Annotated in this window: 21 protein-coding genes, 2 tRNA genes and 1 pseudogene; 9 read left to right on the plus strand and 15 right to left on the minus strand. The window is 41.1% G+C overall.

Translation table 11 applies throughout. The features are described 5' to 3' along the window. Positions 1-15: 15 nt before the first annotated feature. Complete coding sequence (glpD, locus tag FTT85_RS06745; protein WP_180183180.1) at positions 16-1533, minus strand: glycerol-3-phosphate dehydrogenase; 1518 nt, start codon at positions 1531-1533, stop codon at positions 16-18. Between the two features lie 342 nt (positions 1534-1875). Between glpD and FTT85_RS06750 the strand changes: the two are divergent. The 3 genes and pseudogenes from FTT85_RS06750 to FTT85_RS06760 all read left to right on the plus strand — a co-directional run bounded on the left by FTT85_RS06750 (position 1876) and on the right by FTT85_RS06760 (position 5428). Continuing rightward, positions 1876-3194: pseudogene (locus FTT85_RS06750) on the plus strand (MFS transporter). A gap of 287 nt (positions 3195-3481) precedes the next feature. Beyond that, the gene (locus FTT85_RS06755) at positions 3482-4801 is read left to right on the plus strand and encodes an MFS transporter (protein ID WP_180041673.1); all 1320 of its coding nucleotides are present in this window, start codon (positions 3482-3484) and stop codon (positions 4799-4801) included. Between the two features lie 198 nt (positions 4802-4999). Then, positions 5000-5428 (plus strand): hypothetical protein, encoded by a 429-nt coding sequence (locus tag FTT85_RS06760; protein WP_180183187.1) that lies wholly within the window; start codon positions 5000-5002, stop codon positions 5426-5428. 65 nt (positions 5429-5493) lie between these two features. On the opposite strand, the gene FTT85_RS06765 is transcribed toward FTT85_RS06760, so the two are convergent. Together FTT85_RS06765 and folD are read right to left on the minus strand one after the other, a co-directional pair. Then, entirely contained in the window at positions 5494-6162 is a 669-nt protein-coding gene (locus FTT85_RS06765; RefSeq protein WP_078189884.1) for a methyltransferase, read from the minus strand. Positions 6163-6427: 265 nt separating this feature from the next. After that, positions 6428-7276: a bifunctional methylenetetrahydrofolate dehydrogenase/methenyltetrahydrofolate cyclohydrolase FolD gene (gene folD, locus FTT85_RS06770; RefSeq protein ID WP_180164065.1), complete on the minus strand. Its 849-nt coding sequence runs from the start codon at positions 7274-7276 to the stop codon at positions 6428-6430. A gap of 152 nt (positions 7277-7428) precedes the next feature. On the opposite strand from folD, the gene FTT85_RS06775 reads away from it, so the two are divergent. Both FTT85_RS06775 and FTT85_RS06780 read left to right on the plus strand, forming a co-directional pair. Then, positions 7429-7502, plus strand: a tRNA-Cys gene (locus FTT85_RS06775). A gap of 10 nt (positions 7503-7512) precedes the next feature. Further along, a tRNA-Leu gene (locus FTT85_RS06780) sits at positions 7513-7598 on the plus strand. A gap of 154 nt (positions 7599-7752) precedes the next feature. Here FTT85_RS06780 and FTT85_RS06785 read toward each other — a convergent pair. Beyond that, positions 7753-8745, minus strand: a complete 993-nt coding sequence (locus tag FTT85_RS06785) for an NAD(P)H-quinone oxidoreductase (protein ID WP_180164067.1) — start codon at positions 8743-8745, stop codon at positions 7753-7755. Between the two features lie 131 nt (positions 8746-8876). Here FTT85_RS06785 and FTT85_RS06790 point away from each other — a divergent pair, with 131 nt between their 5' ends. Then, positions 8877-9227 carry a co-chaperone YbbN gene (locus tag FTT85_RS06790; protein WP_180109426.1) on the plus strand — a complete coding sequence of 117 codons (351 nt, stop codon included), beginning with the start codon at positions 8877-8879 and terminating at the stop codon, positions 9225-9227. 13 nt (positions 9228-9240) lie between these two features. Here FTT85_RS06790 and FTT85_RS06795 read toward each other — a convergent pair whose 3' ends face one another. The 6 genes from FTT85_RS06795 to cysD form a co-directional block, all read right to left on the minus strand. Then, positions 9241-9501, minus strand: a complete 261-nt coding sequence (locus tag FTT85_RS06795; protein WP_180026651.1) for a DUF2798 domain-containing protein — start codon at positions 9499-9501, stop codon at positions 9241-9243. 13 nt (positions 9502-9514) lie between these two features. Next, a complete protein-coding gene (locus FTT85_RS06800) occupies positions 9515-9832 on the minus strand; it encodes a DUF3861 domain-containing protein (protein WP_180183181.1) in 318 nt (105 codons plus the stop codon). Then, positions 9829-10350, minus strand: coding sequence for a PadR family transcriptional regulator (locus tag FTT85_RS06805; RefSeq protein WP_180183182.1), 522 nt, complete (start codon positions 10348-10350; stop codon positions 9829-9831). Before FTT85_RS06805 ends, FTT85_RS06800 begins: the two co-directional genes overlap by 4 nt. A gap of 55 nt (positions 10351-10405) precedes the next feature. Further along, the gene (locus FTT85_RS06810; protein WP_180020673.1) at positions 10406-11251 is read right to left on the minus strand and encodes a GIY-YIG nuclease family protein; all 846 of its coding nucleotides are present in this window, start codon (positions 11249-11251) and stop codon (positions 10406-10408) included. A 157-nt stretch (positions 11252-11408) separates the two neighbouring features. Beyond that, positions 11409-13022: a sulfate adenylyltransferase subunit CysN gene (gene cysN, locus FTT85_RS06815; protein WP_180164071.1), complete on the minus strand. Its 1614-nt coding sequence runs from the start codon at positions 13020-13022 to the stop codon at positions 11409-11411. Between the two features lie 166 nt (positions 13023-13188). Further along, the gene (gene cysD / locus FTT85_RS06820; RefSeq protein ID WP_106985716.1) at positions 13189-14103 is read right to left on the minus strand and encodes a sulfate adenylyltransferase subunit CysD; all 915 of its coding nucleotides are present in this window, start codon (positions 14101-14103) and stop codon (positions 13189-13191) included. Positions 14104-14423: 320 nt separating this feature from the next. Between cysD and FTT85_RS06825 the strand changes: the two genes are divergently transcribed. From FTT85_RS06825 to FTT85_RS06835, 3 genes are all read left to right on the plus strand, one after another. Beyond that, a complete protein-coding gene (locus FTT85_RS06825; protein ID WP_111884395.1) occupies positions 14424-14966 on the plus strand; it encodes a hypothetical protein in 543 nt (180 codons plus the stop codon). A gap of 465 nt (positions 14967-15431) precedes the next feature. Then, the gene (locus FTT85_RS06830) at positions 15432-16070 is read left to right on the plus strand and encodes a YqiJ family protein (RefSeq protein WP_180164073.1); all 639 of its coding nucleotides are present in this window, start codon (positions 15432-15434) and stop codon (positions 16068-16070) included. Between the two features lie 176 nt (positions 16071-16246). After that, entirely contained in the window at positions 16247-17959 is a 1713-nt protein-coding gene (locus tag FTT85_RS06835) for a flotillin family protein (protein ID WP_180183183.1), read from the plus strand. Between the two features lie 1013 nt (positions 17960-18972). Here the strand turns inward: FTT85_RS06835 and sucD are convergent. The 5 genes from sucD to FTT85_RS06860 all read right to left on the minus strand — a co-directional run bounded on the left by sucD (position 18973) and on the right by FTT85_RS06860 (position 26772). After that, the gene (gene sucD, locus FTT85_RS06840; protein WP_168379215.1) at positions 18973-19863 is read right to left on the minus strand and encodes a succinate--CoA ligase subunit alpha; all 891 of its coding nucleotides are present in this window, start codon (positions 19861-19863) and stop codon (positions 18973-18975) included. 13 nt (positions 19864-19876) lie between these two features. Beyond that, positions 19877-21043: an ADP-forming succinate--CoA ligase subunit beta gene (sucC, locus tag FTT85_RS06845; RefSeq protein WP_078192988.1), complete on the minus strand. Its 1167-nt coding sequence runs from the start codon at positions 21041-21043 to the stop codon at positions 19877-19879. 181 nt (positions 21044-21224) lie between these two features. Then, positions 21225-22655, minus strand: a complete 1431-nt coding sequence (gene lpdA / locus FTT85_RS06850) for a dihydrolipoyl dehydrogenase (RefSeq protein WP_078189903.1) — start codon at positions 22653-22655, stop codon at positions 21225-21227. Positions 22656-22715: 60 nt separating this feature from the next. Continuing rightward, positions 22716-23933 (minus strand): 2-oxoglutarate dehydrogenase complex dihydrolipoyllysine-residue succinyltransferase, encoded by a 1218-nt coding sequence (gene odhB, locus FTT85_RS06855; RefSeq protein ID WP_078192990.1) that lies wholly within the window; start codon positions 23931-23933, stop codon positions 22716-22718. 16 nt (positions 23934-23949) lie between these two features. Further along, positions 23950-26772, minus strand: coding sequence for a 2-oxoglutarate dehydrogenase E1 component (locus tag FTT85_RS06860; protein ID WP_180089273.1), 2823 nt, complete (start codon positions 26770-26772; stop codon positions 23950-23952). Positions 26773-26776: the final 4 nt, after the last annotated feature.

The following is a 26776-nucleotide window of genomic DNA, read 5'->3' on the forward strand; positions in this document are numbered from 1 at the left end:
TCTTTTTTATATCCACTAAGCCACATCTTGAGCTTTTTGTTTTATTCGTATTGCCATTAAGTATTCATCCAAAACATCAACTTCAGCCGCGCTGAATTGCAAATATAACTTTGTGCGTCTTTGCAAAATATCTTCAGAACTTCTCACCCACTCCTGTTCAACCAAATAATCTACTTCTTGAGCATACAAGCCATGCCCGAAGTTTTGCCCAAGCTCATCAATCGAAGTTAAATGATTTAGCAATATCCAGACACGTGTACCATAAGCATGCGCCCAACGACTTGCTAGACTGCTTGAAACACCTTTAACATTTTGTTGGACTTCAACTATCAACTGCTCGATTGATTCTAAATTTTCCGCACCAGGTAATGCTGTATCAGCAGTCCAAGGCTTGGATCGATGATGAAAAACAGTTTTAAGCTGATCTAGCGCCGCTTCTGCGAGTTTTCGATAGGTGGTGAGCTTGCCACCAAAAATTGATAGCAATGCTGCACCTTCTACATCTGTCAGTGCCAAAGTATAATCTCGCGTGACTGCTGCTGGATTATCTGATTCATCATCACACAGCGGACGCACACCTGAATAGGTTGAAATGATGTCCGTTTGCGTCAATTGAGTTTTAAAGTGATCATTTGACACATCAAGCAAGTAATCGATTTCTTCCTGGCTTATCTTTACTCGATTTGGGTCTGCATGATATTCACGATCTGTCGTGCCGATCAAGGTAAATTGTTCTAAATATGGGATCGCAAAGACAATGCGATGATCATCATTTTGCATAATAAAAGCTTTATCGCCGTCAAAGAGCTTTGGAACAATGATATGGCTACCCTGTATCAGCCGTATACTATAAGGTGACTCTTGCTTTAAACCCTGTTTTATAAAGTCAGCAACCCAAGGACCTGCCGCATTCACCAATACTTTAGCCTGCACATTTTGCAAACCCTTGGCATTTTTCAAACACACCTGCCAAATGCCACCTTTACTATATGCATTTAAACATTCTGTTCGAGTCAGAATCTGTGCACCATGTTCTCGTGCTTGTATTGCATTGAGTACAACCAAGCGTGCATCATCCACAACGCAGTCGGAATATTCAAACCCTCGAGTAAATCTGAGTGCTAAAGGACTAACTTTCACATCAAATTCAATACCATTGGAGCCAGCAAGCTGTTCTCGCTTACCCAAATAATCATAAAAGAATAATCCAGTCCGAATTAGCCAAGCCGGACGTAAGTGCGGTTCATGTGGCATGATAAAACGCATAGGCCGAATAATATGAGGGGCTTTTTTAAGCAGAACTTCGCGTTCTGCAAGCGCTTCACGTACTAAACGAAATTCTTTATGCTCTAAATAGCGAAGACCACCATGAATTAACTTGCTACTTGCAGATGAAGTATGGCTCGCGAGATCGTCTTTTTCGCAAAGCAAAACACTTAAACCACGCCCCGCTGCATCACAAGCAATACCAACACCATTGATTCCACCACCAATGACCACCATGTCATATATTGATTGTTGTTGTGTATTCATCGCTCCCTCCCACTATATCTTTTTATTCAACAATGCTTCGTTTTCTTTGCTTTATTATTTTTCTCATTGATCATCATTTTTTGATCAAGACACCTATTTTGGTCACGATATCCTTACACTGAGTTTTTGTATCCTTTATTAAATGAGAAGTTATATTTTAAATGTACGTTTAAAAGCCTGCTGGCTCAAGTATGAAATCAATCATTTTAAGGCCCAAGCCATTATTCAAAGCAAAATTCATGACAAGTTGTTGATTTGTACACTTTTTAAACAAAACCTCTTTTTTAGTTTACATTTCATGCTTTTCGATACGCATAAGATATTTTCACACAATAAAAAAAGATGGATTTTCAAATGACGGAAAAAATTGTTACTCAATCAAATTTAGATACAAAGACCCGAGTAAAATCCATTCTCAGTGGTTCAGCCGGTAATCTTGTTGAATGGTACGATTGGTATGTCTATGCAGCATTCACCCTCTATTTCGCCCATGCTTTTTTCCCTCAAGGTAGCCAGACTGCACAGCTTCTCCAAGCTGCGGCCATCTTTGCAGTCGGTTTCCTCATGCGACCCATTGGTGCATGGATTATGGGGATCTATTCAGACAAAAAAGGTCGAAAGTCAGGTTTAACCCTCTCCGTCACACTCATGTGTATCGGCTCATTGATGATTGCCATTTCTCCAACGCATGACCAAATTGGTATTTTAGCGCCGATTATTCTTGTGGTAGCTCGACTGATTCAAGGCTTAAGTGTCGGCGGTGAATATGGCGCCAGTGCTACCTACCTCAGTGAAATGGCTGACCGCGACCGTCGTGGTTTTTTTCAAGCTTTCAATATGTGACACTGATTGCAGGTCAGTTGACTGCACTGTGCGTACTACTTATTTTGCAATGGTTGCTGACAGAAGAACAATTGCATGATTGGGGCTGGCGTATTCCGTTCTTTATTGGTGCGTGCTTAGCGGTAGTGGTTTTCCGTATTCGACGTGGCCTGCTAGAAACCCAGTCCTTCAAAAATGCACAAGAGCAAAAGGACCAGCCTGAATCAGGCTTATTTTCTCTATTTAAGCATTATCCGAAAGAAGCATTCACGGTGTTATTTTTAACAGCTGGGGGTACATTGGCTTTTTATACCTACACCACCTATTTGCAAAAATATCTGGTCAATACCTCTGGCTTTAGTAAACCTGAGGCCACGCAAATCACCACCTTAGCGCTGTTTATTTTTATATGCCTACAACCACTAGCAGGTGGTCTATCCGATTAAATTGGTCGTAAGCCTTTAATGATCGCTTTTGGGATCTTAGGGGTGCTGTTCACCTATGTTCTATTCAGCGCCTTAGGACAAACTCAAGATTATTGGACTGCATTTTGGCTCTGTCTCGCAGGTCTAGTGATTGTCACGGGATACACCTCGATCAATGCGGTTGTAAAAGCAGAAATGTTCCCTGCGCATATTCGCGCATTGGGTGTTGCACTGCCTTATGCTCTTGCAAATACCATCTTTGGTGGTACGGCAGAATTCTTCGCGCTGAGTTTTAAAGAAGCTGGTCACGAGTCATGGTTCTTTATCTATGTGACCATCATGATTTTTATTTCGTTATTGGTCTACGTCTTTATGAAAGACTCCAAACACCATTCCAAAATTCAGGAGCATTGATCAGGGTTATTTGAAGATGAGTTATTAATCAATCTGATCAAAAACAGCATGTTTTCCCCATCAAAGCCTCAGTCTATGAGGCTTTGTTTTTTTCATTTAGTCGTGAAAAATGTATCTGGTCAAAAATATCGCATTTTATAGACTAAAGTCGCATGATTTTCTGCGACAACAGGAGTATAAATTAAATAAATATAGTTCCATCTCCCATTTCGACAAAATATATTGATTTAAACTTTTCCCAAAGAGTTTAAATGGATATGTTTTGCATTCATTCCTTGGAGAATGATGTGTCAAACTCATCTGAGCCAGTTGTTCCTGAACAATTGGATAGAAAAACTCGTGTCAAATCTATCCTCGGCGGATCTGCCGGCAACCTCGTTGAATGGTACGACTGGTATGTCTACGCTGCCTTTACCCTTTACTTTGCACCGCAATTTTTCCCTGATGGTGACAATACTGTAAAACTCTTACAAGCGGCTGCAGTCTTTGCACTCGGTTTCTTAATGCGTCCAATCGGCGCATGGGTCATGGGTATTTATGCTGACCGTAAAGGTCGTAAAGCAGGTTTAACACTGTCTGTATCGTTGATGTGTGTCGGCTCACTGATGATCGCATGTGCACCAACCTATGATTCTGTAGGCATGCTCGCACCCGCTATTCTACTTTTAGCGCGTTTACTCCAAGGCTTAAGTGTTGGTGGTGAATATGGTTCTAGTGCGACCTATTTGACTGAAATGGCAGGTAAAAACCATCGTGGTTTCTTCTCAAGTTTCCAATATGTCACACTGATTTCAGGTCAGCTATTGGCACTTTGCGTTTTAATTATCTTGCAACGCAATTTCTCAGAACAAGCTTTAACTGAATGGGGCTGGCGTGTTCCGTTCTTCATCGGTGCGTTGCTCGCTATAGTGGTGTTCTGGATTCGTCGCGGTTTAGTTGAAACTCAATCCTCTAAAGAAGCTCAAGAACAAGCTAAAAATGGTGGTCCAAAATCAGGTGCTTTAGCGTTATTTACCAAATACCCTAAACAAGCCTTCACTGTGATCATGTTGACTGCCGGTGGTACTTTAGCGTTCAACACCTTTACCACTTATTTACAAAAGTATTTGGTCAACACATCTGGCTTTGAAAAAACCACAGCTACTGAAATTACCACTGCTGCAATTTTCATCTTCATGCTTTTACAACCTGCTATCGGTGCGCTTTCAGACAAAATTGGTCGTAAGCCAATTATGATCGCCTTTGGTGTGCTTGGTGTGCTGTTTACCATTCCAATTTTCAACGGTATCGGTTCTACGACTAGCCCAACCACAGCATTTATGCTTTGCATGAGTGGTATGGTGATTGTCACTGGTTATACTGCGATTAATGCTGTAGTAAAAGCTGAGTTGTTCCCTGCACACATCCGTGCCCTAGGTGTTGCATTGCCTTATGCCATCGCGAACACACTCTTTGGTGGTACCGCAGAACTTGTAGCTTTGAGCTTCAAAAATGCAGGCCATGAAAACTACTTCTTCTACTACATTACATTCATGATTGGTTTATCTTTAATTACCTATGTCTTCATGAAAGATACTAAAAAACATAGCATGATCACTGACGATTAATTCGCTCAGCCCTGCTATTCCACTTAAGCTCATCAAAGCCTATTTTGATGAGCTTTTTTTATCTCCATTTCCATCTATTCATCGTTTCGGCAGTATCAAAGATTTAATCAAACTTCTTTTGCTTTCTTGGTTTTCGCCATCGAGTCGACAGACGGACTATGGCATACTGATCATACAAATACACACGGCGAATGAATGATGAAAAATATTTACAAAGTTTTAAGTTTGGGTATTGTCGCAATGTCGATGGCTGCTTGCCAAAGCACTCCACGTGCTTTTAATGGTCAAACGGGCTTTCAAATAGAGTCCAAATCTGCAGATAGCGCAACACTTGCATATACTTTAGCGGGTCGCCAAAACCAACAACTGGATGCCAATAAATTACAACGTGCTTGCCAAAAAGTATTAAATACGCAAAAGACCTATAAATTACAAATCTTAAGCGTGAACGAAATTGCAAATCCTGCTTTGGAAAATACCCAGTACGGCCGTCAAATTGGTAATACACGTGCGAACTTCGGTCTGTCAAATACCCCAGACCTTCGTAACTCTGAAAACTTAGGCGCACGCAATGCACTCGATGCTCGCCCTGCCACCTTACGTGTGGTTCGTTATACTTGTTCTTAATCAAATTTGCTGTTCAAAAGACAAAAAAAAGACGCTTTGAGCGTCTTTTTTTATGGGTTCAATATTTATAGGGTTTTATAAAAACTCACATTTCGAAACTCAGGTGATTCATCCAAATCAGGCCATGTCGTCGCGCTTCGTTCATCGAGTTTTTCATATTTAGGATGACTAAAGTTTTTCACACGACTGTCTGCCACCCACACTTCTGGAGCAAACTTTAAAAATTCATCCAAAAAGAAACGGTTGCATTGGTCATATAGCACATCGGCAGCCAATAAAATATCGACTTGTTCGGCTTTATACAGATCATCCAAATATTCAAGTTCGACATTATTCAACTCTGCATTGGCACGGCAGGCATCTAGGCTCACTTGGTCGATGTCACAGCAGATCACGCGTTTCGCCCCTGCCATTTTTGCTGCAATCGCCACCACGCCTGAACCTGCACCAAAGTCCAACACCACTTTATCTTTGACATGATGCGGCTCAGCCAATAGCCACTGCGCCATAGCAAGCCCTGAAGCCCAGCAGAAAATCCAATACGGCGTATCATTCCATATACGACGAATGACTTCATCATCCAATTTATCGGTTGGAAATACCGGTGGAATCAACCATAGAGAAATAGGTGTTTCAGGCAACTGTTGAGCATGCAATTCACAATGCGGAATGACTTCATGCAGTGCTTTCAGTAAATGTTCAGGGGCTTTGGGAAATTGGAAAGTACAGCTCATATTAAGCCTTGGAGATGATTTTATTTGAATTTATAAACGTATCAGATACGCGACATCGTCATCTGCTGCTGTGCGAGACAGACCTTAATCGAATGAACACTGTTTCTGCGACACCATTAATCAAAAAGCTGATTATGTCGAGTTCAGCAGATGACAAATGGTTTTGGTTACTTTTGCCGAAACAAAAGTAACATACGAGCTTCTTACATTTATAAGTCACAACGGTAAGACTCCGTTGTGACTTTAAGATCTTTTTATTAAAAGATTAACCCAACGCTTTTTCAGCAGCTTCAACAGTTTGACGAATCAACGTTGTAATGGTCATTGGGCCTACACCACCCGGAACAGGTGTATACGCAGAAGCAATTTCTTCAATACCTACCAATTGAATATCACCCACACCACCGCCATCACGTGGATGGAAACCAGCATCAACAACTACAGCGCCTTGTTTGATCCAATCTTTTTGAATCAATTCAGCTTTACCTACCGCACCCACAATAATGTCAGCTTGTTTAACAAAGTCAGCCAAGTTTTGAGTACGTGAGTGGCAAGTAGTCACTGTCGCATTTGCTTCAAGTAACATTGCAGACATTGGTTTACCCAAAATTGCAGAACGTCCCACAACAACCGCATGTTTACCTGCGATTTCAATGTTGTTTTCTTTTAAAATGGTCATGATACCTGCAGGAGTCGCAGAACCATACGCAGCTTCACCCATTGCCATACGACCAAAACCTAAGCAAGTTACGCCATCTACGTCTTTTTCAAGAGAGATCGCATCGAAACATGCACGCTCATCAATTTGATCAGGTACGGGGTGTTGTAACAAAATACCGTGAACATCTGGGTTTGCATTCAATTTTTCAATTTCAGCAAGCAATTGCTCAGTTGTAGTTTCTTTAGGAAGCTCAACTTTTAATGAATCCATACCAACACGGCGGCAAGCATTCCCTTTCATACGTACATAAGTTGCAGATGCACCATCGTCACCTACCAAAATAGTCGCAAGAATTGGGGTACGACCAGTTTTCTCTTTTAGCGCTTCTACGCGAGTCAACAAGTCAGCTTCAATTTTCTTCGCCAATGCACGACCATCTAAAACTAATGCCACGGCACTTCTCCAAGTGATGATATGAATCAATTTTGCACATAATACATGATTATTTTAAATTTTTTACCTTGTATGCTGCTTTTATGCTCATACAGATGAATCTGCTATTGTTTTTTTTTCAGAGCTTGCTAATATACGCATCAACAAGACATGGCGGGGTGGCAGAGTGGTCATGCAGCGGACTGCAACTCCGTGTACGCCGGTTCGATTCCGACCTCCGCCTCCAATCTTGTTAAGCCCGAGTGGTGAAATCGGTAGACACAGGGGATTTAAAATCCCCCGCCCACAAAGCGTGCCAGTTCGAGTCTGGCCTCGGGCACCATTCTTCTACTACTGAAGATGGTGTAATAAAGAACCCAGCGATAAGCTGGTTTTTTTATGCCTAAAGTTTAGTAAGACAATAAAAAAGAGGGACATTGCCCTCCTTAATTATTTTAAAACACCCTACAAATACAGCGTGTTTTAAAAAGAAAACTTTAGATCACTTCAACCACAATCTTACCCACATGGTCGCCTGTATCCATGGCTGCATGTGCTTCTTGAATTTGGTCAAACTTAAATGTTTTGTAAATCATTGGCAGGCATTCACCTTTAGACCATAACGGAACAACATTTTCCTGAATGCCTTTGGCAATCTCTGCTTTTTCTGCAGTATTACGCGCACGCATGGTTGAGCCTGTAATGGTCAAACGCTTCATCATGATTTGACCCAGTTTTACTTCTTTGGCTTTTGCACCACCTAAGAAGGCTATATAGACCAAACGACCATCACGACGTAATAGATTTAAGTTCTGTGCTAAATACGGTGCGCCAACGATATCTAAAATAACATCTACACCTTGCTCATTGGTCGCTTCATTAATCACTTGCTCAAAGTCTTGAGTCTTGTAGTTAATCGCATGCGTGATATCAGAGATCGCTACCACTTTTTCATCTGAACCGACTGTTGCAAAGGTTTTCATGCCTAAGGCATTACACAGCATGATTGCCGTGGTTCCAATACCACTGGTTCCACCATGTATCAGCACCGTTTCACCTGCTTTGGCTTTACCCATTTGGAATACATTCGCCCATACGGTAAAGAACGTTTCAGGAATCGCTGCTGCTTGAATAAAGCTTACACCTTCAGGAATACGAATGGTTTGGCTTTCAGGCACCACGCAATATTCTGCATAACCGCCACCATTGGTCAGACCGCAGACTTTATCACCTACTTGGAATAAAGTAACCTCTGCACCGACAGCAACCACTTCACCCGCCACTTCCAGACCCGGTACTGGTGTTACCCCTTTCGGCATTGGGTACAAGCCTTGGCGCTGTAAAATGTCTGGACGGTTAATACCAAAGGCATGCACTTTAACCAACACTTCATCCGCTTTCGCATCTGGGATGGCAACGCTTTCATAGGCCAGTTTATCTACACCGCCTGGCTCAGTAATAATGACCTGCTGCATGCTTTGCTGTGACATTGTTTTTCCTTTTCAATTATTGACTATTCATCTATCTCTGCACTATTTGAACATAGAAATGCCGCAGAATGAATAAACATGGACTTATGTATAATCTGTACTGTATTTCATAAATGAATAATAGGCCAAGCATGTCTCAGATCGTTGAATACAATGAAGATAACGCTAGCGACTATGAATGGTTCGATGGTTTTGCCGTGATTCGCTTCTATGCAGATTGGTGCGCGCCCTGTGTGCAGAACTTCCCTGTATTTGAGCAGTGTGCAAAGCAAATATCTACGCAGCATGCACGGCTCAAATTTGGCAAGGTAAATATTGATTCCTCACCGATACTGACTTTGCGCTATAACGTTTATGGACTGCCTTCAACCTTGCTGTTTTATCGCGGGCAAGTGATTCAACGTATTGCAGGTGTCAAATCACTGACTGAATTAACAACCATCATTCAAGATGCGATGCAGTCACACTCAGACGATGACTAAGAAAATTTTCCTTTTATTTGGATGCAGGCTCATTCGGCAGGCGTACAAACTTCATTAGCGTATTACGCACCAATGGCAACACGATCAAAATGAGCGGAAAGGCCATCATCCACGACATGCTCCATGCGCGAAGCCAAATACCAAGAAAACCTTCAACCAAGCCTTTATTCATCAGCATGTTAAAGCAAGAAATTGAACCGCTCATAATGCCGGACAAGATTAAGGGCATCAGCCAAGTCATGTGTTTGGGATGAAATTTTGGGAGTTGATTCATCTGTAAATACCTATTATTCGTCTTGGGCTGCGTTCTGGGCTTTTACGGTTTGTTTTAGTGTATTCATAAACTGACCAAAATACGGCATGAAATCTTTAAATAAAGGATGGTCTTTATTTTCCAACAAAGTTTCACCAAATAGTTTCAGACCCACGGCAAAGGCTTTGGTCTTTTCATCATCTAATAATTGCGCTTTGGTCAAATGCTCCAGCACCTTAAACAGGTCATCATGGTTGTAGGCATTAAACTTTAAAGCTTCGGTATAGGTCGATGGATTGCCCTGTGCATCGGCAATGTGCTTGAGCGTAATTTCATATTGATGCTGTTTCATTGCGTCACCTCCATACGGCTGATTTCGACTGCCGCCTGATCGATTTTTTCTGCAATGGCATACACCTGTTCGGGTGTCAGTTCACAATGCTGAATTTTGATGCGTAGTGATGCTTTTAGGTTTTCCATCGCACGTTTGATATCAACGTATTGTTCATTGTTATGAATTTGCTTGCGGGTATCAAAACGGCAGAGGATTTTCTCTACAGTGGCTTTTTCTGCATCTAGATGTACTAAGCCTGACTGCGTAACGCTGTATTGTTTACGGTCTTCGGCATTAAGTTCTGCGTGTATGTATTGCTGTTCTTCTAGGTAATTCAGCGTTGGGTAAATTGTTCCTGTGCTTGGGCTGTAGCCACCGCCTACGATTGCGCCGACATCTTTGATAATGTCATAGCTGAACTTAGGCGCTTGGGAGATCAGATGCAGCACCAATAGTTTCATGTGCCCTGCTTCAAACAGGCGTTTTCGGGTTTTAACTGGACTATCGCTTACGTCCAAAAGGTCTGAATTTGACATTGCAAAGATACACCTTAAGATTAATTAAGATATATCTTAATACAATTGAATTATATTAACCTACTTTTTTAATTCTTATTTTGTTTGGAGCTTCAATTAAAATATTAACTACTTCCATCGGTTTACAATTTTCACTAAACCAGAATTGTAATTTTTTACCCTTAAATGGCCTTATCCTAACTGATCCATTTTTATTAGCATTTCGATCTATTTTAGCTATATCTAGCGGAATAGCACCATCACCAACATAAATATCCATTTGACTTTCATGCGTACCTAAGTAGCTAGAATATGAAATTCCAAAGTTAATACAGCTCCAATTAAAATACGTATCATGCAAAGTCAACTTATATATTGGCATTTCATTAATTTCATTGATTTCATTGATTTCATTGATTTCATTGATTTCATTGATTTCATTGATTTCATTGATTTCATTGATTTCATTGATTTCATTGATTTCATTGATTTCATTGATTTCATTGATTTCATTGATTTTGAACCTATTTCCATTCCACTTAGGTTTCAATTCTTTTATCAAACTATCTTCCAAACCAGCAGCTAGATTAAGCTTAAACCCTCCATATTCCATTAATCCAACATCTTCAAATAACCAAATTTCAATGACCTTGCCCATGCTAATCAATCTAGTTAATTCAAAATTATTTCGAATATTTGTAGTTTGGGTACGACCTGGCTTTAGATAACCTTTAAACCTATTATCTAAATTTTGTGTAGTTTTACCAATATAGAGCAATTCATTATTCTCTATAAACGCATACAGTATATTTTCTACACCAGATGAATAATTTAACTTATAAATTAATTCCTTACTGCTCCCAATATTCCAGAACCCCACATTTTTAAAACCAACATCAATAAGTTTTTGCCTAATATTCATACAACCCTTTTGATTTTATATTGTTTATTTACAATAGATTACCACGAAATAATATTTGTTTTTTTGATTAAAACATAAGCACTTTTTAAATTATATATTCATTTCCTAATAAAAAAACCCGCCTTTCGGCGGGTCTTTTTTAAATTAATTCAATCTATTACAGACGAACCAACTCAACAATTTTCTCAGCAACTTCTTCAGCAGCATCGAAGGCATAAGTCACATCAGTACCTTCAGCAGTATCTGTAATCACAACCACACCAGTTTCACGTACAAGCGCGACTTGCTCTACAGTTAAACCAGCTTTCGCAATCGCAACCACACCTTGTTGAATCAACAAACTTTCAATCGCTTGCGCATTTTCAAGGGCTTTCGCAGTCACAGTTACCGCAGCAGGTTTTTGACCTAAACGTGCAGCACGCGCTTCAGCAGTTACAGGCTCGTTGTGTGCAGTCCATTCAACCGCAGATTCAACCATACCCGCACCAACAGTCACGTTGCTTAAACGGTCAATAAAGATGAATGAACCTGTGTAACGACTGTCTTGGTAACGGTCAAATACCACTGGCGCATCAAACTCAATCGTTACATCTGCAATCGCATTCAATTCAAGCTGTTCAACTTCCGTTTTTTCCAGTGTGTTCACATTGGTACGATAGTTAATTTTCGTAACTTTCGCAGGAATAGTTTGTGTACCAAACTTCACGTTATACAGCTTGCCAACTACTAAAGGCGCATCTGTCATCCATACCACAGAGGCACGTGCAGAACGTGAAATGAGTGGCTGTTCGCCCGCTTTAACCAACACGTTACCGCGTGAAATATCAATTTCATCGTTCAGTGTTAAAGTCACCGCTTGACCTGCAACAGCATGGTCTAAGTTACCGTCAAAAGTTACGATTTCTTTAACAGTCGAAGACTTACCAGATGGTAATGCAGTAATGGTATCGCCAACTTTCACTTCACCAAGTGCAATCGTACCGCAGAAACCACGGAAGTCGAGGTTCGGACGGTTTACATATTGAACAGGGAAACGGAATTCGTGCTTGCTCGTATCATGCGAAATTTCAACAGTTTCCAAAGTCTCCATTAAAGTCTGACCTTGGTACCACGGCGTATTTGGCGATTTGTTTACAACGTTATCACCATTCAACGCAGAAATAGGCGTGAAGATGATATTCGCAGGTTTACGGTCGCCTAATTGGTTCACGAACTCGTTGTATTCAGCTTGAATCTCATTGAAGCGTGCTTCAGAGAATTCAACCAAGTCCATTTTGTTCACTGCAACCACAATATTACGAATACCTAAAAGGCTCGCAATAAATGAGTGACGACGCGTTTGAGTTTGTACGCCATAACGCGCATCAATCAAGATGATCGCTAAATCAGCAGTCGACGCACCAGTTGCCATGTTACGTGTGTACTGCTCATGCCCTGGGGTGTCAGCAATAATGAACTTACGTTTTTCAGTAGAGAAATAACGGTAAGCCACGTCAATGGTAATACCCTGCTCACGTTCCGCTTGTAGACCATCTACAAGTAAAGCCAAGTCAGGTGCATCACCCGTAGTACCGACTTTTTTAGAGTCACGTGTTACGGCTTGCAATTGATCTTCATAAATCAATTTTGAATCGTAAAGCAAACGACCAATTAAAGTCGATTTACCATCATCCACGTTACCGCAAGTGAGGAAACGTAGAAGGTCTTTATTTTCGTGTTGTTTTAAATACGCCAAGATGTCTTGGCTAATTAAATCTGATTGATGAGACATTGCTCAAAGCTCCACATATTCTTTTGAAATCGGTTTCTGAATCTTTTTAATCCCTCTAAATCTCCCTTTAAGAAAGGGAGACTTGGCTCCGTTCTTTCTTGGGAGTACCCCTCTTTAGTAAAGAGGGTGAGCAGCACTGCTGCGCAAGGGAGATTTCTTAAGATTCTTAGAAATAACCTTCCTGCTTTTTCTTTTCCATCGAACCTGCTTCGTCATGGTCGATCATACGGCCTTGACGTTCAGATGTTGTGGCTAAAAGCATCTCTTGGATAATTTCCGGTAAAGTTGTTGCAGTTGATTCAACCGCACCTGTAAGTGGGTAACAACCTAAGGTACGGAAACGCACCGATTTCATTTGTGGCACTTCACCTTCGTTCAAACGCATACGCTCATCATCAACCATGATCAGTGTACCGCTACGCTCAACCACTGGACGTTCAGCAGCCAAGTACAAAGGAACCAATTTAATATTTTCAAGGTAGATGTATTGCCAAATATCCAACTCAGTCCAGTTAGACAATGGGAACACACGAATACTTTCGCCTTTGTTCACTTTACCGTTGTAAAGATTCCAAAGTTCAGGACGTTGGTTTTTAGGGTCCCAACGGTGTTTAGTATCACGGAATGAGTAAACACGCTCTTTGGCACGAGATTTCTCTTCGTCACGGCGCGCACCACCGAAAGCCGCATCAAACTGATATTTATCAAGTGCTTGTTTTAAGCCTTGAGTTTTCATAATGTCAGTATATTTTGAGCTACCGTAATCGAACGGATTCACGCCTGCGTCTTTACCTTCTTTGTTTTGATGCACGATCAAATCAAAGCCATGCTCTTTTGCCATGTTGTCACGGAAAGTAATCATGTCTTTAAATTTCCAACCCGTGTCTACATGCAGTAGTGGGAATGGAAGTTTGGCAGGATAGAATGCTTTTAAAGCAAGATGCAGCATGACCGCTGAATCTTTACCGATTGAATACAGCATGACTGGGTTTTCGAACTCAGCAGCAACTTCACGGATGATATGAATACTCTCAGCTTCAAGCTGTTTAAGATGAGTAAGTCTTTCCTCATTTAATGACATGGACAACACCAGCTTAGAATATGTGTACTTATTACACTTTAAAGATATATATACATTATAGTGATTAAGCTTTCATAACGATTGCTTGTTTTGTGATATTGATATTCTTATTCGTCATATACAAATTGTCTGATACTGCTTATCAATTTTAATTAATTTAATACGATAGACTTATCAATTTCAGTATTATTCTAGTCCGAGATCCGTAATTTTACGCAATTTTTTATCAATTAACTAATCGCTAAATCCTCTAAACAATCGGTATTCAAACTCGCTCAAACTACCTAAAGTAGCTATATCACTCTCCAATAGTTATTGATATGCCATATAGTCACTATACGCTTGAAACCTTAAAGTCGCTGATTGAAGCCGCAGGTCTTGCTGGCTATATTTATCAGCATTCTTCACACATGCTCGTGCTCCAAGAAGCCTTAAATGATGACGGCAGCCCGCTGAATAACTTTATCCAACATGAGCTGAGTGCTGACCAAATTGGCCTTCAGTTCGGCCTACGACTTTTGGACAATAAACTCGAATTTTTGATTGGGGTGACTCACAGTAACCAAGATCGCGGCTACGAAATTGGCGCTGGCAATTTAAAGGCCGATCAACGCGCATTTAATCTGCTCTATGCTTTTTATAATTTTCCCAAAGCATTTCACTTAATCCATTTCCCGCTCGCAGCCAATAGCACCCAGTTAGAAGAAGAGATCGAAAAGCAATTGTTTCAACTTGAAAGCATGGGCTTTTTAGACACTGCGATTAAAACCAATCCGATGGGCGAACAAGTGAAGTGGATGAAAACCTTTATTGTTCAAGCGGCTTTAGATATGAAAGTACGCATTCAAACTTCATTGTTATAAAAAGGGTTAAAGCCACCTAAAAAGCGCTCTATTGAACGCCAGTTCAAATCTTCATATGACATCGAAAGTCACGGCAAAGCCCTCAGCACTGCTGTGACGCTTATAAATTTACATTTCCTAACATTGTTTTCTGTGCCGTTTAACAGGCCATTTCTCTCCCTTGAGCACGACCACTTATATATCTGCAATTAGACTGAAAATTTGATTGATCACAATGACTTAAATCTTAAATGGGTAAAGTAGAAGTGCTATTCATTTTAGATTTAGATAATCCTGATTTAATTGATCAACTATTTTTAAAGAAAAACTTAGTAATAGCTCACATAAAAGCCGACTTTTTGTTAATCTGATCTGTAATTTTTTTACACAATTTCGACAGATAATGTTATTTTATTTACTGAAAAAAAATTCGGCTAGAATTATTTTTTTTGATTTTTTATAAGCATAAATATAGAGATAAATATAATGTGGGAATTGTTTACTCACCCGTCTAATATCATGTTTAGCATCAGTCTCTGCTTAATGTTTTTGTTTGGACTTTTTGAGATTGTGTTAACAATTTTAGGGGGTGGTTCTCAAGGCTTCTTAGATCAATTCCTACCTGAGGATGTTGGTCATAATGCAGAGCTAGGTGTAGATGCCGATGCAGGTATCGTGACACGTGTGCTCGATTGGTTGTATTTGGGTCGTATTCCACTGTTTGTATGGCTCATCATTTTCTTATGTGTCTATAGTTTGTTGGGCTTTGCTATTCAAGCCATCGTTAACCAAATGACCAGTATGATGTTCAGTGCATGGATTATTGCACCAGCCTGTATTTTTCTGTGCATGCCCTTCGTACGTTTTAGCGCAATGCTCATTGCCCGTATTTTACCCCAAGATGAAACCACTGCCATTTATAGTGATGAATTGATCGGTAGAACGGCCACGATCATTTTGGGTGATGCACGACCACAGTCTCCTGCTCAAGCCAAAGTCAAAGATCAACACGGATTGACCCATTATATTTTGGTTGAACCTGAACAAGATGAAATTTTCAGCCAAGGTCAATCAGTGGTTTTAACCCAAAAAACAAATGTAGGCTTTCAAGCCACCATGCTCTAAATTTTGAATGAATTGATGCTCGATCAGTTCTTCAAACACCATATAAATACATTTAACGCGTCATACCTTCTGCAAATCTCGAAGTGATGATGAGTCAACAAAATACTGATTTTTAAATCAAACTTGTTAGCACTTTAGAGGGTTAACTTGAACTACAACAAAAGAGATAAACGTCCATGTTAGACATTATTCCAAGCGGTATCCTTGTAACAGTCGGGATAATTTTTGCCGCACTTATTTTTATTGGTTTTATTATTGCTCGACTTTATCGTCGCTCAAGTAAAGAGATTTCATTTGTGCGTACAGGCTTCGGCGGTGAAAAAGTGATTTTAGGTGGCGGTGCTATTGTGCTTCCTGTGCTGCATGAAATTATTCCAGTCAATATGAACACCCTACGTCTTGAAGTACGCCGTGCAGATGACCAAGCGCTGATTACACGTGACCGTATGCGTGTCGATGTGATGGCGGAGTTCTATGTCCGTGTGAAACCAACCGCAGATTCGATTGCTACCGCAGCACAAACGTTAGGTCAAAAGACCATGTCACCAAATGAGCTTAAAAATTTGGTCGAAGGTAAATTCGTTGACTCTCTACGTGCAGTTGCCGCAGAAATGGCGATGGAAGAATTGCATGAAAAACGTGTCGACTTCGTTCAAAAAGTTCAGCAAGTGGTGTCTGAAGATTTACATAAAAACGGTTTGGAACTTGAAACCGTTTCATTAACTGGCTTAGACCAAACAGGCTTTAAATACTTCAACCCACAAAATGCGTTCGATGCTGAAGGTTTAACTAAACTGACAGAAACCATTGAAGACCGTCGTCGTAAACGTAATGCGATTGAGCAAGATGCAGATCTTGCAATCAAGACCAAGAACTTAGAAGCAGAACAAGCACGTCTACAAATTTTGCGTGAAGAAGAATATGCAAAACTGCAACAAGAACGTGAAATTTCAGTTCGTCGTGCAGAACAGCTTGCAGAAATTGCATCACAAGAAGCTTCGAAAAAACGTGAAGCCGAAGAAGCGCGTATTGCTGCTGAACGTGAAGTTGACTTAAAGCGTATTACTGCTGCACGTGACGTTGAAAATCAAAATATTCAAAAGTCACAAATTATTCAGCAAGCCCAAGTGGAACAAAAGAAAACCATTGAGTTGGCTGAGCAAGACCGTGCCATTGCTATTGCAGAAAAATCTCGTGCTGAATCTGAAGCTAAAGCGCATGCCGATCAAGCCCGTGCTCAAGCGGTAAAAGCCGAAGAAGAAGTCATTACCGTTCGTCAAATCCAACAAGCTGAACGTCAAAAAGCTGTTGAATTGGTCTCTGCGAAAGAAAAAGCGGAGAAAGATGCGATTGCCATTACTGTCGCGGCAGAAGCAGGTAAACAAGCAGCAGCAGATGATGCAGAAGCTATCCGTATTGCAGCTGAAGCCGAAGCTGAAAAAGTTCGCTTAAAAGCCAAAGGTGAAGCTGACGCAAAAGTTCTGTTGGCTCAGGCGATGGAAAAACAATACCAAGTTGATGCTGAAGGTACACGTGCAGTGAACGAAGCAAACAACGTATTGTCATCTGAACAGGTTGAAATGCAAATTCGTTTAGCGATGCTGAAATACTTACCTGAAATCATTCGCGAAAGTGTGAAACCAATGGAAAACATTGATGACATTAAGATTTTGCAAGTAAATGGTCTAAATGGTGGTCATGCAGGTTCTTGCCAAGGTGATGCTCACCACGAAGGCAGTGGCAATGTTGCCTTGTCAGACCAAGTGGTGAATAGTGCCCTACGCTACCGCAGCCAGGCCCCACTGATTGATAGCTTGATGAGTGAGCTTGGTATCCAAGGTGGCGATATTAACGGTTTAACTCAGAGCTTAAAAACCAGCAAAAACTAAGTTTTTGATTGAGATAGGGCTCCATCAAATCTCTTTATTCAGAAGTGATTGCTTGAGCAACACATTCTAAATGAATTAAAAAAGCAGTGTCCGCACTGCTTTTTTTATGGCTTAGATACTTGTACTTATGGGCATACAATCTCCCAAAGAAATGAACAACATTTTCTGTCTTATCAGAGCGCTTTTAATGGTTTCTGACATTTATATTTCGCATCACAGCCTGATGTTAAATCAATGAACAAATGGCGTATTTCATAAAAATACTCATTTAGAAGCTATAGAGCAAACAGCATAAAATTATGAAACAAAATATTTAAAATCAATTAATTGATATATCCTTCTCATCTTACAGAATAAGATATTTACTTCTATATATTCAGCTCGATAACATTTTGTTCTATCTATTGTTTTTATAAAACTTGGAAATTGCTTATTAAATTGAAAATAGGGCCTAACAAGGTATTTGCACTTCAAACCATCAACTAAAAAATAATAGCTGACTATAGATGTATATGCTCATGTAGATTTTCTTAAAAAAATTTCATCACTGAGATAGCAAATTTCACCAATTTTAAAGCTCCCCCTTCTCATATTCCTGATCTACCATCCTTTGTATAAGGCTTGAGAAAATTACAAATAAAATAATTTCTATTGAAAATATTAGGCTTCATCCAAGTAAAAAAGCTCTTTAATGATAAAGATCCATTAAAAATCTCAATTAAATTAGTTATTTTCCCTAAAATCAATATACTGCACGCTATACGAAATTATTTTTAAAAATCATAAACCTATGACCATCCCCGCAATCATCACATATTCGGATTATTATGTGTTCTTTACATTTCATAGTTATTGAACAACCAATATTCCATCCGTTTATGCAGCGTCACTGCACCCCAAAGCAGAACACATAGCCATGCCCTTATGGCTTTTGCATAGCGGCTGAAATACGCTTTTTTTTGCGTAAAAAAAAGAGAATCCGAAGATTCTCTTTTGATGTTTAAGTATGGCGATTAAACCAAACCTTTGCCTTTCAGCACTTCGTACATGGTCGAACCTAATTCAGCAGGACTACGGGTATAAGCCATACCCGCTTTTTCAAAGGCAGCGAATTTCTCTTCAGCTGTGCCTTTACCGCCCGAAATGATTGCCCCTGCATGCCCCATACGTTTACCTTTAGGTGCAGTTACACCCGCGATATAACCAACAACAGGCTTTGTAACATTCGACTGGATATATTCAGCTGCTTCTTCTTCTGCTGTACCACCAATCTCACCAATCATGATGATCGCTTCAGTTTGCGGGTCGTCTTGGAACAGCTTTAAGCAATCAATTTGGTTCATACCCGGAATTGGATCTCCCCCAATACCGATACACGTCGACTGACCTAGACCCAGCTTGGTGGTTTGCGCTACAGCTTCATAGGTCAGAGTCCCTGATCGCGAGATAATGCCGATTTTACCCGGCTGATGAATATGCCCCGGCATAATACCGATCTTACATTCACCCGGAGTAATAATCCCTGGACAGTTCGGACCAATTAGACGTGCATTATTACCATAGGTTTCTAGGTAACGTTTAGCTTTTAGCATATCGAGTGTAGGCACACCTTCCGTAATCACAACGATCAGCTCAACACCTGAATCAATCGATTCAATAATTGAATCTAGGACAAATGGTGCCGGTACATAAATCGAGGTTGCCGTTGCACCCGTTTCACGTACCGCTTCTTTCATGGTATTGAATACGGGCAGATTCAAATGTTGTGTACCGCCTTTACCCGGCGTCACACCACCGACCACTTTTGTGCCGTAAGCAATAGATTGTTCTGAATGAAATGTGCCGTTTTTACCGGTAAAACCTTGTACCAATACTTTAGTGTCTTTATTAACTAATACGCTCATGATCTCTACTCCCTTAGCCTTTTACCGCAGCAACAATTTTTTCTGCAGCATCAGCCAAGCCATTTGCAGAAATCAATTTCAAACCTGATTCATCAAGTAATTTTGCACCCAACTCTGCATTGTTCCCTTCTAAACGAACAACCACAGGTACAGTCACATTTACTTCTTGAACCGCTGCAATAATTGCTTCAGCAATCATGTCACAACGTACAATCCCACCAAAAATATTAATTAATACACCCTGCACAGAACTATCCGCCAAAATGATTTTAAAGGCTTCAATTACGCGTTCTTTGGTCGCGCCACCGCCGACATCTAGGAAGTTTGCAGGTTGACCACCATATAGCTTGATGATGTCCATGGTTGCCATCGCTAGACCAGCACCATTCACCATACAGCCAATATTGCCTTCTAAGGCAACATAGTTCAGATCAAACTCAGAGGCTTTCAGCTCACGCTCATTTTCTTGCGTTTTATCGCGTAGTGCTGCGATTTCTGGTAAGCGATATAAAGCATTTGAGTCGATACCAATTTTTGCATCCACACATAAAATCTCGCCATTTTCACGTACGGATAACGGGTTAATTTCAAATAAGGCAAAGTCATTTTCAATGAATGCTTGATACGCAGCAGACATGATTTTGACAAATTGATTCACTTGACCATCTTTTAGGTTTAAAGCAAATGCCACTTCACGCGCTTGGAATGGTAATAAACCTACTAAAGGATCAACTTCAACTTTAATAATTTTTTCTGGGGTTTCTTCTGCAACTTTTTCAATTTCCACACCGCCTTCAGTCGATGCCATAAAGGTCACACGGCGGCTAGAACGGTCAACCACAGCACCTAGGTACAATTCACGCTCTACAGGATAGACATCTTCAGACACCAAAATACCACTGACTGGCTGACCTAATGCATCTGTTTGATAAGTAACTAAGCGTGAACCGACCATTTGGTTCACATAATCAGTGGCTTCTTGCGCAGATTTTACCACTTTCACGCCGCCCGCTTTACCACGACCACCTGCATGGACTTGGGCTTTTAAAACTGCAAACTTACCACCCAGTTGCTCAAAAGCTTTGACTGCTTCTTCTGCGGTTGTTACAAATACGCCTTCTTGGACTGGCATACCATATTTTTTTAATAACGCTTTAGCTTGATATTCGTGTAGATTCATTGAACAACCTTTTACTCTTTTTTCGCTTTGTTATGACCCATTAAAGCCCAGACATCCGTCAAAGCAGCTTTAACCTTTTTTAAATCTTAAAATATTTCTTATCTTTATTTTTAGATGATTATTCAAATTAAAACAACCATCAGAAACAAAAAAGAGCGGCCTAAGCCGCTCTTTTTACATCTTATTTACGTTTACGTTGAATCGCGTGAATCGCACGTCCATCGACTGCAAGCGCAGCTTCGTGAACGACTTCAGAGAATGTCGGGTGACCGAAAGTCATTAACTGAAGGTCTTCAACACTTGATACAAACTCAAGTGCAATCATACCTTGGTGTACGATATCAGACGCTGCAGGTCCAATGACATGCATACCAAGTAGACGATCCGTTTTTGCATCAGCAACAAACTTAACAAAGCCTGCGTTTTCACCAGCAGCCATTGCACGACCATTCGCAGCAAAGCCAAATTGACCAGTCTTCACTTCATGGCCTTTTTCTTTCGCTTGCTCTTCTGTTAAACCAACCCACGCCGCTTCTGGGTGTGTGTAGATTACAGAGATGATTGTGTCGTAGTTCACTTGAGCAGCGTGACCGTGCATACGTTCAACAGCCATTACGCCTTCTTCCATTGCTTTATGTGCAAGCATTGGACCACGTACCAAGTCACCAATTGCGTATACGCCTTCAACCGAAGTTGCACACCAATCGTTTACTTCAACTAGACCGCGTTCAGTGAGTTTAATGCCTGAATCTTCAGCCAATAAACCTTCTGCATATGCTTTACGGCCAACACAAACGATCAATTTATCGAAAGTTTGAGTTTTGTCTTCGCCACCTTGCGTATACTTAACAGTAACTTCACGGCCATTTACTTCTGTACCAGCAACTTTAGCGCCAACACGGATATCAAGACCTTGTTTAGTCAATACTTTTTGGTAGTCTTTTGCCAAAGCTTTATCAGCCATTGGTAAGAATGCATCCATTGCTTCAAATACAACAACTTCAGCACCTAGACGACGCCAAACAGAACCAAGCTCTAGACCAATGACACCCGCGCCAATTACGCCAAGACGTTTAGGCACTTCTGGGAACTCAAGCGCACCAGTAGAGTCAACAATAATGTCTTGGTCTACAGGAGCAACAGGAATATTTACCGGTACAGAACCCGATGCAAGGATTACATATTTAGGTTCTAAAATTTGAGTTTCACCTTCGTGAGATACAAACTCAACTTTCTTACCTGCAAGTAATTTACCTGTACCTTTTAACCATTCGATACCATTGCCTTTAAGTAGGCCATCAATACCCATCGTCAATTGGTTAACAATTTTGTCTTTACGATCAAGCAGTTTTGCAAGATCAAATTTCACTTCACCTGTTGTAATACCGTGGTCATCTAAGTGATGAACGGTATCTTCATAACGGTGCGATGAATCAAGTAATGCTTTAGATGGGATACAACCCACGTTTAAGCAAGTACCACCTAAAGATGGTTTACCTTTATGAATACGTTTTTCAATACAAGCTACTTTAAAGCCTAATTGAGCAGCGCGGATAGCAGCCTCATAACCACCAGGACCGCCACCAATAACAACTAAATCAAATTGAGACATGTGTATCTCCAAAAATGGGCTTAGAGGATCGCTCTAAGCCCATTGCATTATTCTGAAGTATTAAAGATCAAGGATTAGCTTAGCTGGTTCTTCTAACAATTCTTTGATTGTTACAAGGAAGCCGACTGCTTCTTTACCATCGATTAGACGGTGGTCATAAGAAAGCGCTAAGTACATCATTGGCAAGATTTCAACTTGACCATTTACAGCCATAGGACGTTCTTGGATTTTATGCATACCCAAAATCGCAGTTTGCGGCGTATTTAGGATAGGTGTAGAAAGCAATGAACCAAAAGTACCACCATTAGTAATAGTGAAAGTACCGCCAGTCATATCTTCAATACCCAATTTACCATCACGCGCTTTACCAGCGTATGCACGGATACCGTTTTCAACTTCAGCATAGTTCATGCGGTCAGTATCACGAAGAACTGGAACCACTAGACCACGGTCGCTTGATACAGCAACACCGATGTCGTAGAAACCGTGGTAAACGATGTCATTGCCATCAATCGAAGCGTTTACAGCTGGGTAGCGTTTAAGTGCTTCAGTTGCCGCTTTAACGAAGAATGACATGAAGCCAAGACGTGCACCATGACGCTTTTCAAAAGCATCTTTGTATTGCGCACGCATTTCCATGATTGGTTTCATGTTTACTTCGTTGAACGTAGTCAACATTGCAGTTTCTTGAGTTGCAGCAAGTAAACGTTCAGCAACACGCTTACGAAGACGAGTCATAGGAACACGTTTTTCGATACGTTCACCAACAGCAACGCTTAATGGCGCAGCAGCAGGAGCAGCTGGTTTAGCTTGATGGTTTGCAACATCTTCTTTAGTGATGCGACCGCCACGGCCAGTGCCAGCAACGTCAGCAGCAGCAATGCCAGACTCAGTCAATGCTTTACGCACTGCAGGAGCTTGATCAGCAACAGGTTGAGCACGTTCAACAACAGGAGCAGCGCCCGCTTGAGTTTGCGCAGCAGCTTGTTCTACTTTCTCTTCTGATTGAACAGCTTGAGTTTGAGCAGCGCCAGAAGCAGCACCTTCTTCAAAAGTCGCAATCACTTCGTTCGATAAAACTGTATCGCCTTCGTTTTTAACGATTGCAGAAATCGTACCGTCAGCAGGAGCTACAACTTCTAAAACAACTTTATCTGTTTCAATATCACAAATCACTTCGTCACGTGATACTGCTTCACCTGGTTGTTTGTGCCAAGTTGCAACTGTACCGTCAGCAACTGACTCTGGGAATACCGGTGCTTTAATTTCGGTTGCCATTATTAAGAATCTCCTGTTATTCAGCTACGATAGCTAAAGCATCATTTACGAGCTGAGCTTGTTGTTTTGCGTGCAAATATGGTGAACCACAAGCCGGTGCAGCAGAAGCTTCACGACCTGCATAACTAATACGAACTTGTTTGCCCGCTTTCATCACGTCGTCATACAGACGCGGAGCGATGAATAACCATGCACCTTGGTTCTTCGGTTCTTCTTGAGCCCAAACCAATTCTTTAACGTTTGGATATTGTGCAAGAACTTCAGCAAGACGTGCTTCTGGGTACGGATACAATTGTTCAATACGAACGATTGCTGTGTTGTTCAATTCTTTTTCACGACGTTTTTCAAGTAAGTCGTAGTAAACCTTACCACCACAAAGCACTAGACGAGTTACGTCTGATTTGTTGATGTTGTCGATTTCATCAATCACAGTTTGGAATGAACCATTTGCAAGTTCTTCTAATGTAGAGGTTGCAAGTTTGTGACGAAGAAGAGACTTCGGTGAAGTCACGATCATTGGTTTACGGATTGGACGAAGTGCTTGACGACGCATCGCATGGTAAATCTGCGCTGGTGTAGTCGGTGTGATCACTTGCATGTTTTCTTCAGCACATAGCTGTAAGAAACGCTCTAAACGAGCTGATGAATGCTCAGGACCTTGACCTTCAAAGCCGTGTGGAAGAAGCATAGTCAGACCGCATACACGTTCCCATTTCGTTTCGCCAGACGCGATGAACTGATCGATTACAACCTGTGCACAGTTTGCGAAGTCACCAAATTGCGCTTCCCAAATGACAAGGCTCTTCGGAAGAGTCGTTGCATAACCGTATTCGAATGCAAGAACCGCCATTTCTGACAATAAAGAGTCATAAATTGCAGTACGCGGTTGGTTTTCTTTCAAGTTACATAATGGAATGTAAGTTGAACCATCTACTTGGTTATGAAGTTTTGCATGACGGTGTGAGAATGTACCACGACCAACGTCTTCACCTGTTAAACGAACAAGGAAACCTTCATCTAGAAGAGACGCGTAAGCTAATGTTTCAGCAGCACCCCAGTTCAATGGCATTTCACCAGTCTGCATTTTCAGACGGTCATCAATCACTTTAGCAACCTGACGTTGCATCACGAAGCCTTCAGGAAGCTCGCGCATTTTCGCACCAAGCTCTTTTAGACGTTCGATTGGGAAAGTCGTATCCCATTTGTCTGTGTATTCGTGGCCTAGGTAAGGTTTCCAGTCCACAAACATTTTTGTATTTGGCTCAAGTACCAACGCATTTGCAACGTGTTTTCCTGCTTCAAGGTCAGAACGATACTGTTCAACCATTGCATCAGCAGAAGCACGATCAAGAACGCCTTCTTGTACAAGTTTGTCAGCATAAAGCGTACGAGTAGTCGCTTTTTTATTGATGATTTGATACATCATTGGCTGAGTTGCAGCTGGCTCGTCGGCTTCGTTATGACCACGACGACGGTAGCAGAACATATCGATTACAACGTCTTTACGGAATGTATGACGGAAATCGTGTGCCAATTGAGAAACAAATAATACAGATTCAGGATCATCACCGTTCACATGGAAGATCGGTGCTTGGATCATTTTCGCGATGTCAGTACAGTATTCTGTAGAACGCGCATCACGTGGGTCAGACGTTGTAAAACCAACTTGGTTGTTCACGACGATATGAACTGTACCACCCACGGTATAACCGCGAGTTTGTGACATTTGGAAAGTTTCTTGGTTTACACCTTGACCTGCAAATGCAGCATCACCGTGAACAATGATTGGTAATACATCATCACCACCGATATCTTTACGACGTACTTGACGTGCGCGTACAGAACCTTCTACTACAGGTCCAACGATTTCTAAGTGTGATGGGTTAAACGCTAATGCCAAGTGAACTTCGCCACCCGGAGTCATGACGTTTGAAGAGAAACCTTGGTGGTATTTAACGTCACCAGAGCCTTTTTTATGCAGAGATTTACCTTCGAACTCACCAAATAGGTCAGCTGGGTTTTTACCCATGATGTTTACAAGAAGGTTTAAACGGCCACGGTGAGGCATACCGATAACCACTTCTTTACAACCTACTGAACCCGCGCGTTGAATAAGTTCATTCACCATAGGAATGAAAGATTCACCACCTTCAACACCGAAACGTTTCGCACCAACGAATTTGTTACCAAGGTATTTTTCTAGGCCTTCAGCTGCAGTTAGACGTTCAAGGACGTGTTTCTTTTGGTCTGCAGTGTAGCCGAATTGACCACGAGTACCTTCAAGGCGTTGTTGAATCCAACGTTTTTCTTTGGTATCAACAATGTGCATGTATTCAACACCAATCGAAGCAGTATAAGTTGCTTCCATTGCTTGAACCATTTCACCAAGAGTTGCTTCAGATTTACCGATTGCAAGGTTACCTGTATTAAATACAGTGTCTAAGTCAGACTGAGTTAAACCGTGCGCAGCAAGATCTAGATCAGGTACGATTTCACGTTTTGCAAGACCTAGTGGATCTAATTTTGCGTTTTGATGACCACGGTTACGGTATGCAGCGATCAACTGTAATACACCGATTTGACGGCGTTCATGCTCAGAACTTACTGCACTTTGCACTACTGGCTGAACACGGCTTGAATTACGGCCTAATAATAGGAATTGCTCACGTACATTGCTGTGTGGTTGATCACCTTTCGGGAATTTATCGAAGTATTCACGCCAATCAGCCTCTACTGAGTCTGGAGCCGTTAGATACTGCTCATAAAGTTCTTCAATATACGCTGCACTGTCAGCGCTAAGTTCAGTGTCAAGACGCAGTGCGTCAGCAACTTCTTGCATTTGT

It is taken from the genome of Acinetobacter sp. YH01020, assembly GCF_013420275.1.
Taxonomy (GTDB): domain Bacteria; phylum Pseudomonadota; class Gammaproteobacteria; order Pseudomonadales; family Moraxellaceae; genus Acinetobacter; species Acinetobacter amyesii.